This is a genomic window from Pseudomonas sp. NA-150 (assembly GCF_044336365.1).
GTDB lineage: Bacteria > Pseudomonadota > Gammaproteobacteria > Pseudomonadales > Pseudomonadaceae > Aquipseudomonas.
In genome coordinates this window covers 6,762,760-6,775,474 of record NZ_CP172305.1, presented here as the reverse complement: position 1 = coordinate 6,775,474, position 12,715 = coordinate 6,762,760, and the positions used below count along the sequence as shown (strand labels likewise).

General features: G+C 59.4%; 11 protein-coding genes. 7 read left to right on the top strand and 4 right to left on the bottom strand.

The window, feature by feature from the left end; translation table 11 throughout:
• From hflC to cfaB, 4 genes are all read left to right on the top strand, one after another.
• Entirely contained in the window at positions 1-1,038 is a 1,038-nt protein-coding gene (gene hflC / locus ACF0H7_RS31530; protein WP_397450680.1) for a protease modulator HflC, read from the top strand.
• Positions 1,035-2,093: a protease modulator HflK gene (gene hflK / locus ACF0H7_RS31525; protein ID WP_397450679.1), complete on the top strand. Its 1,059-nt coding sequence runs from the start codon at positions 1,035-1,037 to the stop codon at positions 2,091-2,093. Before hflC ends, hflK begins: the two co-directional genes overlap by 4 nt.
• A 50-nt stretch (positions 2,094-2,143) precedes the next feature.
• A complete protein-coding gene (locus tag ACF0H7_RS31520) occupies positions 2,144-4,030 on the top strand; it encodes a cation-translocating P-type ATPase (RefSeq protein WP_397454092.1) in 1,887 nt (628 codons plus the stop codon).
• A 283-nt stretch (positions 4,031-4,313) separates the two neighbouring features.
• The gene (gene cfaB / locus ACF0H7_RS31515; protein ID WP_397450678.1) at positions 4,314-5,498 is read left to right on the top strand and encodes a C17 cyclopropane fatty acid synthase CfaB; all 1,185 of its coding nucleotides are present in this window, start codon (positions 4,314-4,316) and stop codon (positions 5,496-5,498) included.
• Between the two features lie 71 nt (positions 5,499-5,569).
• Here the strand turns inward: cfaB and cls are convergent, their stop codons facing one another.
• Positions 5,570-7,009: a cardiolipin synthase gene (gene cls, locus ACF0H7_RS31510; RefSeq protein ID WP_397450677.1), complete on the bottom strand. Its 1,440-nt coding sequence runs from the start codon at positions 7,007-7,009 to the stop codon at positions 5,570-5,572.
• 160 nt (positions 7,010-7,169) lie between these two features.
• Between cls and ACF0H7_RS31505 the strand changes: the two genes are divergently transcribed.
• Positions 7,170-7,691 (top strand): DUF3617 domain-containing protein, encoded by a 522-nt coding sequence (locus tag ACF0H7_RS31505; RefSeq protein WP_397450676.1) that lies wholly within the window; start codon positions 7,170-7,172, stop codon positions 7,689-7,691.
• Positions 7,692-7,816: 125 nt separating this feature from the next.
• Here the strand turns inward: ACF0H7_RS31505 and ACF0H7_RS31500 are convergent, their stop codons facing one another.
• Together ACF0H7_RS31500 and folE2 are read right to left on the bottom strand one after the other, a co-directional pair.
• Positions 7,817-8,716 (bottom strand): metal ABC transporter solute-binding protein, Zn/Mn family, encoded by a 900-nt coding sequence (locus ACF0H7_RS31500; RefSeq protein ID WP_397450675.1) that lies wholly within the window; start codon positions 8,714-8,716, stop codon positions 7,817-7,819.
• A 49-nt stretch (positions 8,717-8,765) separates the two neighbouring features.
• Complete coding sequence (folE2, locus tag ACF0H7_RS31495; RefSeq protein ID WP_397450674.1) at positions 8,766-9,662, bottom strand: GTP cyclohydrolase FolE2; 897 nt, start codon at positions 9,660-9,662, stop codon at positions 8,766-8,768.
• A gap of 103 nt (positions 9,663-9,765) precedes the next feature.
• Here folE2 and ACF0H7_RS31490 point away from each other — a divergent pair, with 103 nt between their 5' ends.
• Positions 9,766-11,001, top strand: a complete 1,236-nt coding sequence (locus tag ACF0H7_RS31490; RefSeq protein WP_397450673.1) for an N-acetylmuramoyl-L-alanine amidase — start codon at positions 9,766-9,768, stop codon at positions 10,999-11,001.
• Between the two features lie 8 nt (positions 11,002-11,009).
• Here ACF0H7_RS31490 and ACF0H7_RS31485 read toward each other — a convergent pair whose 3' ends face one another.
• Positions 11,010-11,399 carry a glutamine synthetase gene (locus ACF0H7_RS31485; protein WP_397450672.1) on the bottom strand — a complete coding sequence of 130 codons (390 nt, stop codon included), beginning with the start codon at positions 11,397-11,399 and terminating at the stop codon, positions 11,010-11,012.
• A 106-nt stretch (positions 11,400-11,505) separates the two neighbouring features.
• Here ACF0H7_RS31485 and zigA point away from each other — a divergent pair, with 106 nt between their 5' ends.
• Positions 11,506-12,714 (top strand): zinc metallochaperone GTPase ZigA, encoded by a 1,209-nt coding sequence (gene zigA, locus ACF0H7_RS31480; protein ID WP_397450671.1) that lies wholly within the window; start codon positions 11,506-11,508, stop codon positions 12,712-12,714.
• Position 12,715 lies beyond the last annotated feature (1 nt).

Here is a 12,715-nt window from a genome sequence, read left to right as displayed (position 1 = left end):
TTGAGTCTGTTTCATAACCACGATCATCACGATCACTCTGGCCACGACCATGGTCACTCCGGGCATCAACACCACGGTCACCATCATCACGGTGAAGCGTCTGGCCCTGTGGGCTTCCCATGGCGGCGATTGGCATTGGCTGCGGTGTTGATTCTGTTTGCCGCGGCCGCCGCCAGTCTGGTGCAAGTGCGCTCAGGCGAAGCGACCGTGATTACCCGGTTTGGTAATCCGTCCCGCGTATTGCTGGACCCAGGCTTGAGCTGGCGCTGGCCGGCACCGTTCGAGGCGACCATTCCGGTGGACCTGCGTCTGCGCACCACGTCCAGCGGCCTGCAGGACGTCGGCACCCGAGATGGCCTGCGCATCATCGTGCAAGCCTATGTGGCGTGGCAGGTACAGGGCGACCCTGACAATGTGCAGCGCTTCATGCGTGCGGTGCAGAACCAGCCCGATGAAGCCGCGCGACAGATTCGCACCTTTGTCGGCTCGGCGCTGGAAACCACAGCGGCCAGTTTCGACCTGTCGAGCCTGATCAACACCGATGCCAGCCAGGTGCGCATCGTTGACTTTGAAAACCAGTTGCGGCAACAGATCGATCAGCAATTGCTCACCACCTATGGCGTACGCGTCTTGCAGGTGGGTGTCGAGCGTCTGACATTACCCTCGGTAACCTTGAACGCCACCGTCGACCGCATGCGCGCGGAGCGGGAAACCATCGCCACCGAACGCACGGCGGTCGGCAAGCGCGAAGCCGCGCAAATTCGTTCGGCGGCCGAACGTGATGCGCGTATCACCGAGGCCGATGCCACGGTGAAAGCGGCCGATATCGAGGCGCAGTCCCGCGTCGAAGCTGCGCAAATCTATGGCAAGGCCTACGCTGGATCGCCTCAGCTGTATAACCTGCTGCGCTCACTGGATACGCTTGGCACCGTGGTTACACCGGGCTCCAAGTTGATTCTGCGCACCGACGCCGCGCCGTTCCGAGTGCTGGTGGACGGTCCGCCGACGCTGGACGGCAAAAGCGGATCGCAGCCATGAGTGAAGTCGCCCCTCAACGACCTGCTGTCAGCAGCCCGTGGTTGCAGGCGAGTCGTCTGGCGTTTCTCGGTTTGTACGCAGTAACGCTGCTGGCGGCCCTTGGTTGGGGACTGTCCAACGTGCGCCAGATCGATCCACAGAATCGCGCCGTGGTCCTGCGTTTCGGTGCCTTGGAACGTATCCAGAACGCCGGGCTGCTCACCGCGTGGCCGCAGCCGTTCGAGCAGGTGGCACTCTTGCCCTCGGCGGATCGAGTGATAGAGCGTCGGGTCGAAACCCTGCTGCGCTCCAAGGCGGCACTGGACGGTGATCGGGTGGCGAGCTTCGCGACACCGATGAGCGATGCGCTGGCCGGTTCCGGTTTTCTGTTGACCGGTGATGCCGGCGTCGTACAGCTGGATGTGACGGTGTACTTCAAGGTCACCGACCCCTATGCCTACATCCTGCAAGGCGAACACGTACTGCCTGCGCTGGATCGTCTGGTAAACCGCAGTGCAGTGGCGCTAACCGCGGCGCGGGACCTGGACACGATTCTGGTGGCGCGCCCTGAGCTGGTCAGCCCCGACAGCAAGGCGGCTGAGCGTCGGGAGCGTCTGCGCGGCGATCTGGTGCGGGGGATTAATCAACGCCTGGCTGAACTGGCCGCCACGGGTGTCGGGATCGGCATCGAAGTGGCGCGGGTCGACGTGCAATCGAGCCTGCCGGCGTCTGCGGTGGCTGCGTTCAACGCAGTTCTGACGGCAAGTCAGCAAGCGGATCAAGCCGTAGCCAATGCCCGCACCGAGGCGGAAAAAACCAATCAGACGGCGACCCAACAATCCGATCGAAGCTTGCAGGTTGCTCATGCCCAGGCCTCGGAACGCTTGGCCAAGGCCCAGGCCGACACCGCGACCGTCACCAGCCTGACGCAGTCGATCGTCGACAAGAGCGACCCAGGTCTGTTGTTGCGCATCTACCGCGAACGCGTACCGAAAATTCTTGGACAGGCCAGTTCTGTTACCACGGTCGATCCTCGTGACGATTCCCACCTGATCATTCAGGGAGCAGACAAATGAGTACCCACGCAGCTCACGCCGAGCCCGCGCCCGATGACACCTCGGCGAGCATGCTGACCGGCTCCGAACAGCGCAGCGCTGCCCGCCAATTGACCTTGGCGATGCTGGCCCTCGGGCTGTTGGCACTGGGGTTGGTCTGGCGATTTTTCGCACCGGAACAAACCGGCGTCAGCCAGTTATTGCTGGGCTTTGCCTCGTTGCTGGTAGCGATTCCGGTGGTCAGTGCCGGCTGGTACAGCCTGCGTTACCCAAGCCTGCACGGCATCACCGATCAATTGATCGCGCTGGCGATGCTTGGCGCCTGGGCTACGGGCGATTTGATGACCGCGGCGTTGCTGCCGATCATCATGATTTTTGGCCACGTGCTGGAGGAGCGCAGTGTCATCGGTTCTCAGGAGGCGATTGGCGCGCTCGGGCGTTTGACCCGCAGCCACGCGCGGCTAATCGATGCTGACGGCACCGTGCGCGAGGTGGATAACTCGACGCTGGTGGCGGGTGATCTGGTGGAAGTGCGCGCTGGCGACCGCGTACCGGCAGACGGCGTGGTCCGATCAGGACAAGCCAGTCTCGATACTGCGCCGATCACCGGTGAGTCGGTGCCGCTGGAAGCGCAGATCGGTATGGAAGTGTTCGGCGGGGCGATCAACCTCGATGGTTTGCTGCGCATTGAAGTGACGCGCATTGGCAATGAGTCCACGCTGGGCAAAGTGATCGCGCTGATGCAAAACGCGGAGCGCTCGAAACCACCGATTACGCGACTTCTGGAGCGCTACGCCGGTAGCTACATGGTGTTGGTGCTGTTGATCGCGGCGGTGACCTCGTTTATCACCAACAACGCTCAGGCGATGCTGGCGGTGCTGGTGGCGGCCTGCCCCTGTGCGCTGGTGTTGTCGGCACCGGCGACCGCAATTGCCGGGATCGCAGTCGCCGCGCGCCACGGGATTTTGATTCGCAGTTCGGCGTTCCTTGAAGAGCTGGCGGACCTCACGTCGCTGGTGGTGGATAAAACCGGGACGCTGACCTACGGCACGCTGCGCTTGCAGTCGGTTGAGGCGGTGTCGACCCAGCAGGGCAACGTGCTGCCCTTGGCTGCCAGCCTGGGTTCGGCCAGCAGTCACCCGGTCAGCCGGGCACTGGCCGGTCTGGTGGCGAAGGATCAGTTGCTGGTCCTGACCGACATTCACGAGCGTCAGGGGCTGGGTGTGGTCGCCAATACCGAGCACGGTGTGGCGGCGCTGGGCCGTCCGGAATTGTTCGAACAACTGGGCATTGATACCTCTCCGGTCCCGAACCACGATGGTCCGATTGCCGGGTTGGCGGTGGACGGTGAGTTCCTTGCCTGGCTGTTGTTGGCCGACAGTTTGAAGCCCGAAGCACGTCAGGCCCTCGCCGAACTGCGAGAGCTGGGCATGGGCCGTCAGTTGTTGCTGACCGGTGACCGCCAAAGCGTGGCGGACAGCCTGGGGCGCGAAGTGGGCATCAGCGATATCGAAGCCCAGGCCTTGCCTGAAGATAAACTCAACCGGGTGATGGGCGAGATTGGCAGTGGTTTCCGGCCGATGGTGGTGGGTGACGGGATCAACGACTCGCTTGCGCTCAAGGCCGGTGTGGTGGGTGTAGCGATGGGGGCGGGCGGTGCGGATATCGCCCTGGCTTCGGCTGACATCGTGCTGATCGGCAGTGACCTGCGTCGTCTGGGCACCTGCGTCCGCTTGAGCCGCCAATGCCGACAGACGTTGCAGGTCAATGTGATCATTGGTCTGGGCTGGACCCTGGCAATCGTTGCAATGGCGGCTTTCGGGTTTCTCGGGGCAGCAGGGGCAATGATAGCGGCGCTGTTGCACAACCTCAGCACCCTGCTGGTCCTCGCCAATGCGGGTCGTTTGCTGCGTTTCCAGGAGCCGCTACTAAAGTTGGAGAACAAGCCAGAGGCCTGAAGAATCGGGCATCCGGGCGAAAGGGGCGGGCTAGACGCGTCCCTTAAGTATATAAAATTGCTTGAGGTTTGAAGAACTCTGTTACAGATTAGGGGTCATTCGTGATGAGGGTTCTCCATTACGCAGGCTGCAGATTGGCTCGAGACATTGGGCGATTTAGCGGTAACCCCAAAGTTTCAACAGCATAGCCCCCAGGCTAAACGCCAATCGCCGGAAGGCTCCGGCACCAGAGCTGCTTATGGACTACCCTTTTTCCTGAGTTTCTGGACAGGGGGTTTATTACATGCTCGCGCAACTTCCAACGGCTCTGCAGAATTTACATCTGCCGTTACGACTGAAACTCTGGGACGGCCATGAACTTGATCTTGGCCCGAAGCCCAGTGTCACCATTGTGGTGAAAGACCCACAATTGGTCTCGCAATTCACCCGGCCCAGTCTGGACTTGCTCGGGAGTGCCTTCGTTGAAGGCAGGCTTGAGCTGGAAGGTTCGATCAGCGAAGTAGTACGCGTCTGCGACGAATTAAGCCAAGCACTATTGGACGGTGATGACGACGATCTTCCCGTTCGCTCTCATCACGACAAAGCGACCGATGCGGCGTCGATTTCCTACCACTACGATCTTTCTAATGAGTTCTACCAACTCTGGCTCGACCGAGAGATGGTGTACTCGTGTGCTTATTTCAAGACAGGTAACGAGACCCTCGAACAAGCGCAGCAGGATAAATTTCAGCATCTATGCCGCAAGTTGCGACTGCAACCGGGCGAGTACCTGCTGGACGTCGGTTGTGGGTGGGGCGGGCTGGCACGCTTCGCGGCGCGTGAGTATGGCGTGAAAGTGTTTGGCATCACTCTGAGCCAGGAGCAATTGACCCTGGCCCGTGAGCGGGTGGCGGCTGAAGGTCTGCAGGATCGGGTCGAGCTGCAACTACTCGACTACCGCGACCTGCCGCAGGACGGACGCTTCGACAAAGTGGTCAGCGTCGGCATGTTCGAACATGTCGGCCACGCTAACCTGGAGCTGTACGCCAAGTGCCTGTTCGGCGCGGTGCGTGAAGGCGGCCTGGTAATGAACCACGGCATTACCTCCAAGCACACTGACGGCCGTCCAGTGGGGCGCGGCGCGGGTGAATTCATCGAGCGTTATGTATTCCCCAACGGCGAGTTGCCCCATCTGTCTATGATCAGCGCCTTCATCAGCGAAGCGGGGCTGGAAATCGTTGACGTCGAAAGCCTGCGCCTGCATTACGCGCGCACGCTGGAACACTGGAGCGAGCGTCTGGAAAACCGATTGGCTGAGGCTGGCGCAATGGTGCCGGAACAAACGCTGCGGATTTGGCGGCTGTACCTGGCCGGTTGCGCGTACGCATTTGCACGGGGCTGGATCAATCTGCATCAGATTCTGGCCGTGAAGCCGTTTGCTGATGGCAGCCATGGTCTACCGATGACGCGCGACGACATTTACCGTTAAGCCAAGCAGTACCGTTAAGCCAGGCAGTGATTGCGACGGGGCCAATATAGGCCCCGTTGTGCTGTGTGCATCTAAAGAATCGGCGACACCAGACGCGCAATACGCATCCCTAGTTGCTGCAGACGGTGGGTGTTTCTACGTTCTTCGCTGGAGATTTCCCGGGCGAGAGCAAAGTCAGCGACGAGCATGTCCTCGACCTGACGGGCAAAATCCTCGTCGACCGTGAGCAACATCAGTTCGAAGTTCAAGCGGAACGAGCGGTTGTCCATGTTCGCGCTGCCGATGGCGCTGATCTCGCTGTCCACCAACACTACCTTCTGATGCAGAAAGCCCGGCTCGTAGCGGAAGATGCGTACGCCGGCGCGCACGGCCTCAAAGGCAAACAGGCTTGAGGCGGCGTAGACCACGTAATGATCAGGGCGAGACGGCAGCAAAATGCGCACATCGACCCCGCGCAGAACTGCCAGACGCAGCGCGGCAAATACCGCCTCATCGGGAATGAAATACGGACTGGTGATCCACACGCGTTCTTCCGCTGCATGGATGGCTTCGACGAAGAACAGCGAGCAGGTTTCCTGGGGGTCGGCCGGCCCGCTGGCCAACAGTTGGCAGAGCACGCCGTCTTCGGGAAAGGTGTCAGGCAGGATCAGCGGCGGCAAGTGGCGCGTGGCCCAGAACCAGTCTTCGGCGAACGACTCTTGCAAGCTGGCCACCACCGGGCCGACGACTTGCACATGGGTGTCGCGCCACGGCGCCAGCGGCGGTTGCTTGCCCAGGTATTCGTCGCCGACGTTATGCCCGCCGACAAATCCACACACGCCATCCACCACCACAATCTTGCGGTGGTTACGGAAATTCACCTGGAAGCGGTTGAGCCAGCCGCGGCGGGTAGCGAAGGCTTTGACCTGCACGCCGCCATCGCGCAGTTTGTTGCTATAGCGGGTAGGCAATTTGTGGCTGCCAACGCGATCATAAAGCACGTACACGGCCACACCTTCAGCGGCTTTTTCCAGCAACAGCGCTTGCAGGCGGCGGCCAAGATCGTCGTCGTGGATGATGAAGAACTGGATCAGCACGGCTTGTCGGGCGCTGCGAATAGCCTCGAAAATCGCAGCGAAAGTTGCCTCGCCATTGATCAACAGTTTCACTTCGTTGTTGGCCAGGCACGGCATGCGCCCCAGCTTCGGCATGGCGCGCAACGAGGCATACGCCGCCGAGCGCCGCGCGGTGACGGCTTCTTCAATCCACGGGCGCCAGTTAAGATCGCCGATGGCCGTGCGCATCTCCTGGTTGGCCTGGCGTCGGGCCTTGATGTAGGCGTCGAAGGTACTGCGGCCAAACACCAGGTAAGGGACAAGGGTGATGAAAGGAATGAACAACAGGGACATGGCCCAGGCAATCGAGCCTTGCGCCGTGCGCACCGTCAACAGTGCGTGAATGGCCGCGATAAGGCCCAGTAGCTGGATGAAGCCGATCAGGTAGCCGAAAAAATACGGGCTGTGAAAATCCATGTGTAACCTTGCTCCGGTCTTTTATGTGTCTAACAGACCACAGCCCATCGGGAATGTCGCTATTTTATTCGGTGTGCAACTGGATGACGTTAGTGTCGTCTAAGGCTTATCGTCGAGCCGGAAGCAGTCCGGTCGTTTTTTATCTAAAGGAAAGATGCACATGAACAAACGCCACCTGGCTTTACTGTTTTGCCTGGCTGCACCGCTGGCCCAGGCGCAGATGCTGCAGCCGGGATTATGGGAGTTGACGACCAGCAACATGCAGGTCGATGGTCAGCCGTTGCCAGACATGCAGGTCATGCTTGGCCAGCTGCAAGCCTTCGCCCCTGACCAGCAAGCTCAGGTGCAAAAGATGTTGCAGGAACAGGGCGTGACGGTTGCCGGGAAGGGCGTGCGGGTTTGTCTGACGCAGGAGCAGGTGAAGACCGACGATATTCCGCTGACCGACCCGAAATCCGGCTGCAACCAGCAGATCACCGATCGTAACGGCCAGACCTGGAAATTTCGCTTCAGTTGCCCTAAAGCTCAAGGCACTGGCGTGGCGCAGTTCGTCAATGACCGCGAGTTCAGCACCAAGGTCGTCGGCACGTTCAATGCTACCGGTCAGCAGCAAGCCGGTAGCATGGACACCCGGGCGGTGTGGTTGGGGCAGCAGTGCGGGGCGGTCAAGCCGCGGACTTGATCGGGCGGCTAAAGGTTTTTTGAGATCGCAGAAATGTGTAGGCGCTGCCGAAGGCTGTGATAAGACCGTAACGGTCTTCGCGATCGGGAGTAACGCAGCCTTCGGCAGCGCCTACAATGTGTGCACTATGGCTTGTTCAGCGCGTCATACAACGCGTTGATATTGGCTTTGTACATCCCGGCAAAGGTGCTGGCCGGGCCTTTCGTCGCCAGGGCGTCGGAGTACAGCGTGCCGGCAACCGGTACGCCAGTCTGATCGGCGATCTGTTTCATCGTCGCCGGGTCTCTGACGTTGTCGAGGAACACTGCCTTGGCTTTGACCTCACCCACTTGTTTGGTCAGCGCAGCCACTTGCGCTTGCGAAGGCTCGCCGGCGCTTGCGACATCTTGGGCAGCGACGAACTCGATGTCATAAGCCTTGCCCAGATCCAGATAACCAAACGCTTCATGTGACACCACAAAACGGCGGCTGCCTGCAGGCAGGGTGCCCAGCGGAACGGTGGCCAATTTCAGCTTGGCCTCGGTCTTCAGCGAATGAAGTTGTTTGTTATAAACCTTGCTGGCCGAGATATACGCGTTGGTGTGCTCAGGGTCCACGGCACTCAACGCGTTGACGATATTGTTCATGTACAGCTCCGCATCCGGCAGGCTTTGCCAGGCGTGCGGGTCGGTGACGGTCTTGCCGTCTTCGCTTACTGTGCGCGGAATCACACCAGTGCTGGCGACCGTAACCACTTTTTTAGTGCCGCTTTTAGCCACCAACTGATCCATCCACGGTTCGAAGCCCAAGCCGTTTTCGATGATCACATCAGCGTGAGCCAGATTCTTTGCGTCGTCAGCGGTTGGCTTGTAAGCGCGGGCGTCCTTGTCCGGACCGACGATATTGATGACCTCGATGTGCTCGCCACCAATCTGGTGGGCCATGTCGGCGAGAATGCTGAAGCTGGTAACGACTTTCAATTTCTCGGCGGCCGATACCGACAACGGCAACAGCAATAGACCGGCTAGCACGAAAGCAACGCGCATCAAAAAACACCTCTTGGGAGTGTGATCGGCAGGTGAGCCCTGGCGCGCATTATGCTGTATTCCGTTGCCAACTGCTGTGGGCGACAGCGTCATGAGCGTGAAGACTTTCGGCGTGGATGACCTTGACCTCGAAGGCGCCGATTGCCGGAATCTGCGCGAGCGCTTGAGTGAGTCGTCTAGCCGCGTCCTCGCAAAACATCAGGTTCTGACCGTTGGCCAAGGCAAATGCCTGTTCATCGGCGCGCTTGACGGCGGTCTGCACGGCTGTCCCAAGGGCGGACTCAACCACATCAATTAACTCCACCAGCGGAAAGCTCGACAACTGCGGAGCGAACTCCACGCGGAACTGCGCGCTGCTGCGTTGGCTGTGCGGGGTGGCGACAATGCCCTGAGTTGTGCCCAACCATGCCAAAACATCAGCGTGCGCTAACGGCTGGTTGGCGAAGTCGGCAACGAATTGCTGCTGAATCAATTGCCTGGCAAGGGCGGCGGAGCAGGGGCAGGTTGAGGAATAGCTGACGTCAAATTTTAGTTCCACGTGGAACACTTCACGTTCCAGCCGTGCGTAAACCTCTATCGGATAAGACTTCCAGCCAGCCAATGGGCTGACCAACGCTGGGCGTTTCAGTAGCAGATTTGCGTGGATGCGCAGGTAACCGTTGCTCGACAAGCCTTCATGGGAGTCGAGAAAGCGCTGCAGTACCTGGCGCATCAGTGTCGGAGTGAGGCTGATGTCTTCGAGCATTTCCAACGCCAGATACAGCCGTGACATATGAATACCACGCGCCTCACCATCGTCGAGGCTGACGCCGGCGTCTGCCTTTGCTGCAATCCGTTGACCGTTGAACAGGATCGGCAGCGCGATACCGCACATGCCTACCCAGTCCAGCGGCAAGGCCTGATTTAAAGCCTGCGCGGCAATATCCGGCAAAGTCTGCGCATTCATGAAAAGGCCCGTCGTCTAGGGAAAAACGGCATGTTATATTATAACTATTAAACCCAGTCAGCCTTTTTTGAGCCTGGATGCTCTCCCATTGAATGGTATTGCCATGCACAGACGTCAAATGCTCCTCAACATGCTTCTGGCCAGCGCGGCCTTCGCTTTACCGTTGGGGGCATCCGCCACGCAGATCCGTAATGCCCGCTTGTGGCGTACGGACGACAAGCTGCGCCTGGTGTTCGACCTCAGCGGCCCGGTGCAGTACAAAACCTTCACCTTGACCGCGCCAGAGCGCCTGATCATCGACCTGAGCGGTGCGCAATTGACGGGCAACTTCAATCAACTGGCGTTGGCGAACACGCCGATCAAGTCGATTCGTTCCGGCCACTTCGGTCTAGGCGATACGCGCATCGTGCTGGATTTGAACGCGCCGGTGCAGCTCACCAGTTTTCTGTTGGGACCTGAGGGCGCGCAAGGCCATCGTCTGGTGGTGGATTTGGGGACTTCGGCCCATGCGCCGGTTCAAATAGCAGCGGCGGCCTCTGCCATGCATGCCGAACCCGCGCCGGCAACACGTGACAAGGCGCATCCCAAGCGCGACATCATGGTCGTGGTCGATCCCGGCCATGGCGGTAAAGATCCAGGCGCCATCGGCTCCAAGGGTGAACGCGAAAAGGATGTGGTGCTGTCCATTGCTCAATTGTTGGCCAAGCGCCTGAAGCGTGAGAAAGGCTTCGACGTACGGCTGGTTCGCAACGATGACTTCTTCGTACCACTGCGCAAACGAGTGGATATCGCGCACAAATACAACGCCGATATGTTCATCTCTGTTCACGCCGACGCGGCACCACGCCTCACCGCTTCCGGGGCGTCGGTGTATGCGCTGTCAGAAGGCGGTGCGACCTCCGCCACGGCTCGTTTTATGGCTCAGCGGGAGAACGGCGTCGACTTGATCGGTGCGACCAGTCTGCTGAACCTGAAGGACAAGGACCCAATGCTCGCCGGCGTCATCCTCGACATGTCGATGAATGCGACCATTGCCTCCAGCCTGGAGTTGGGTAACACCGTGCTCGGCAGCCTGGCAGACATCACTACGTTGCATCAGAAGCGTGTCGAGCAAGCGGGTTTCGCGGTGCTCAAGTCGCCGGATGTGCCGTCGATTCTGGTCGAGACCGGTTTCATCTCCAACGCGCGTGACAGTCAGCGGTTGGTCACAGCACGTCATCAACAGGCCGTTGCCGATGGTTTATTTGAGGGGCTGCAACGCTATTTCAAACGTAACCCTCCGACTGATTCCTACATGGCCTGGCAGCAAGAGCAGGTTCGCGAGCAAGCTTTGGTCTGATGTTCCGGTCAATAGCAGCCGTTGAGGCGACTGCAGGTGATTTTGCTGTGGGTGCCATCCGAGCCCGAGACCCGGGTGATGGTGGTCCAGCCGACTCGCTGGATATAACCGATCCACGCCTCGCCGTTTGAAGCGACGCCCGTGAAGAACGTCAGCTGGCCGTAGCGGCTATTGGTTTGCGCCCATAGCCGTTGGTCCTGCATCTCGAAGCCGCGCAAATAAGTGGTACTGCCCGCTGAGGCAACACTATAGGCATTGCCCTGCGCGTCACTGCAGGCCAGCAGGTGGGCGCTTTGCGTGCAGTGGGTGGTCTGCGCCTGCAATTGAGTCGGTGCGCCTTGCGCGAGTGCGCTTAGCAACAGTGCGGCGACCATCAACGCTTGGAAAATTCGATTCATCAAACGACCTTCGTCAGACAGGTTGGCAATTATGTATTGTTATAATATAACATTATCTCAAGAAGCCGTCGGCACCGAACGACCCGCGCTCAATGAGGAATACCTGATGCCCCATCGTCTACCCGTCACCGTGTTGTCCGGATTTCTCGGCGCCGGCAAAAGCACCTTGCTCAATTACGTCCTACGCAATCGCGAGAATCTGCGGGTGGCGGTGATCGTCAATGATATGAGCGAAATCAACATCGATGGCAGTGAAGTTCAGCGTGACGTCAGTCTGAACCGCGCCGAAGAAAAACTGATCGAGATGAGCAACGGCTGCATCTGCTGCACCTTACGCGAAGACTTGCTGGAAGAGGTCAGTCGTCTGGCGCAGGACGGGCGATTTGATTACTTGTTGATCGAGTCCACTGGTATTTCCGAACCGCTGCCGGTGGCTGAGACCTTCACCTTCCGCGACGAGCAAGGCAAAAGCCTGGCGGATATGGCGCGTCTCGACACCATGGTCACGGTGGTCGACGGCATGAATTTTCTGCTCGATTACCAGGCCGCCGAAAGCCTGGCCACTCGAGGCGAGACCATGGGCGAGGATGACGAGCGCTCGATCACCGATTTGCTGATCGAGCAGATTGAATTTGCCGATGTGATTTTGATCAGCAAGATCGACCTGATCACCTCCAGCGAGCGCCGCGAGCTGATGGCGATTCTGCAACGACTCAACGTTCAGGCTGAAATCATCCCGATGGTCATGGGCGAGATCCCGCTGAAAAAAATCCTCAACACCGGGCGTTTTGACTTTGAGCGGGCGGCATTGGCGCCAGGTTGGCTCAAGGAATTGCGCGGCGAGCACCTGCCGGAAACCGAAGAATATGGCATCGCCTCGACGGCCTATCGCGCCCGTCGTCCTTTTCATCCACAGCGCTTTTTCGACTTCATCAACCAGGAGTGGGTCAACGGGAAGCTGCTGCGTTCAAAGGGCTTTTTCTGGCTGGCGAACAAGCACCAGGACGCGGGCAGTTGGTCGCAGGCGGGTGGCTTGATGCGCTACGGTTTTGCCGGTCTGTGGTGGCGCTTCGTACCGAAACAACACTGGCCGCAGGATGAAGAAAGTGCGGCGAATATCCTGCGAAATTGGGTCATGGACAGCGGTGATTGCCGTCAGGAGTTGGTGTTCATCGGCCAACACATCAACTTCGCGCGCCTCACCGATGAACTGGACTGCTGCTTGCTGACAGACGCGGAAATGGCGCTGGGCGTTGACGGCTGGCAGTCATTCATTGATCCGTTCGGACCCTGGCACGCCGAGCAGGCAGCCTGAT

Excerpts from the sequence above, each read along its gene's own strand:
- hflK (WP_397450679.1), top strand. The coding sequence starts at position 1,035 with ATGAGTGAAGTCGCCCCTCAACGACCTGCTGTCAGCAGCCCGTGGTTG.
- ACF0H7_RS31520 (WP_397454092.1), top strand. The coding sequence starts at position 2,144 with ATGCTGACCGGCTCCGAACAGCGCAGCGCTGCCCGCCAATTGACCTTG.
- cfaB (WP_397450678.1), top strand. The coding sequence starts at position 4,314 with ATGCTCGCGCAACTTCCAACGGCTCTGCAGAATTTACATCTGCCGTTA.
- cls (WP_397450677.1), bottom strand. The coding sequence starts at position 7,009 with ATGGATTTTCACAGCCCGTATTTTTTCGGCTACCTGATCGGCTTCATC.
- ACF0H7_RS31505 (WP_397450676.1), top strand. The coding sequence starts at position 7,170 with ATGAACAAACGCCACCTGGCTTTACTGTTTTGCCTGGCTGCACCGCTG.
- ACF0H7_RS31500 (WP_397450675.1), bottom strand. The coding sequence starts at position 8,716 with ATGCGCGTTGCTTTCGTGCTAGCCGGTCTATTGCTGTTGCCGTTGTCG.
- folE2 (WP_397450674.1), bottom strand. The coding sequence starts at position 9,662 with ATGAATGCGCAGACTTTGCCGGATATTGCCGCGCAGGCTTTAAATCAG.
- ACF0H7_RS31490 (WP_397450673.1), top strand. The coding sequence starts at position 9,766 with ATGCACAGACGTCAAATGCTCCTCAACATGCTTCTGGCCAGCGCGGCC.
- ACF0H7_RS31485 (WP_397450672.1), bottom strand. The coding sequence starts at position 11,399 with ATGAATCGAATTTTCCAAGCGTTGATGGTCGCCGCACTGTTGCTAAGC.
- zigA (WP_397450671.1), top strand. The coding sequence starts at position 11,506 with ATGCCCCATCGTCTACCCGTCACCGTGTTGTCCGGATTTCTCGGCGCC.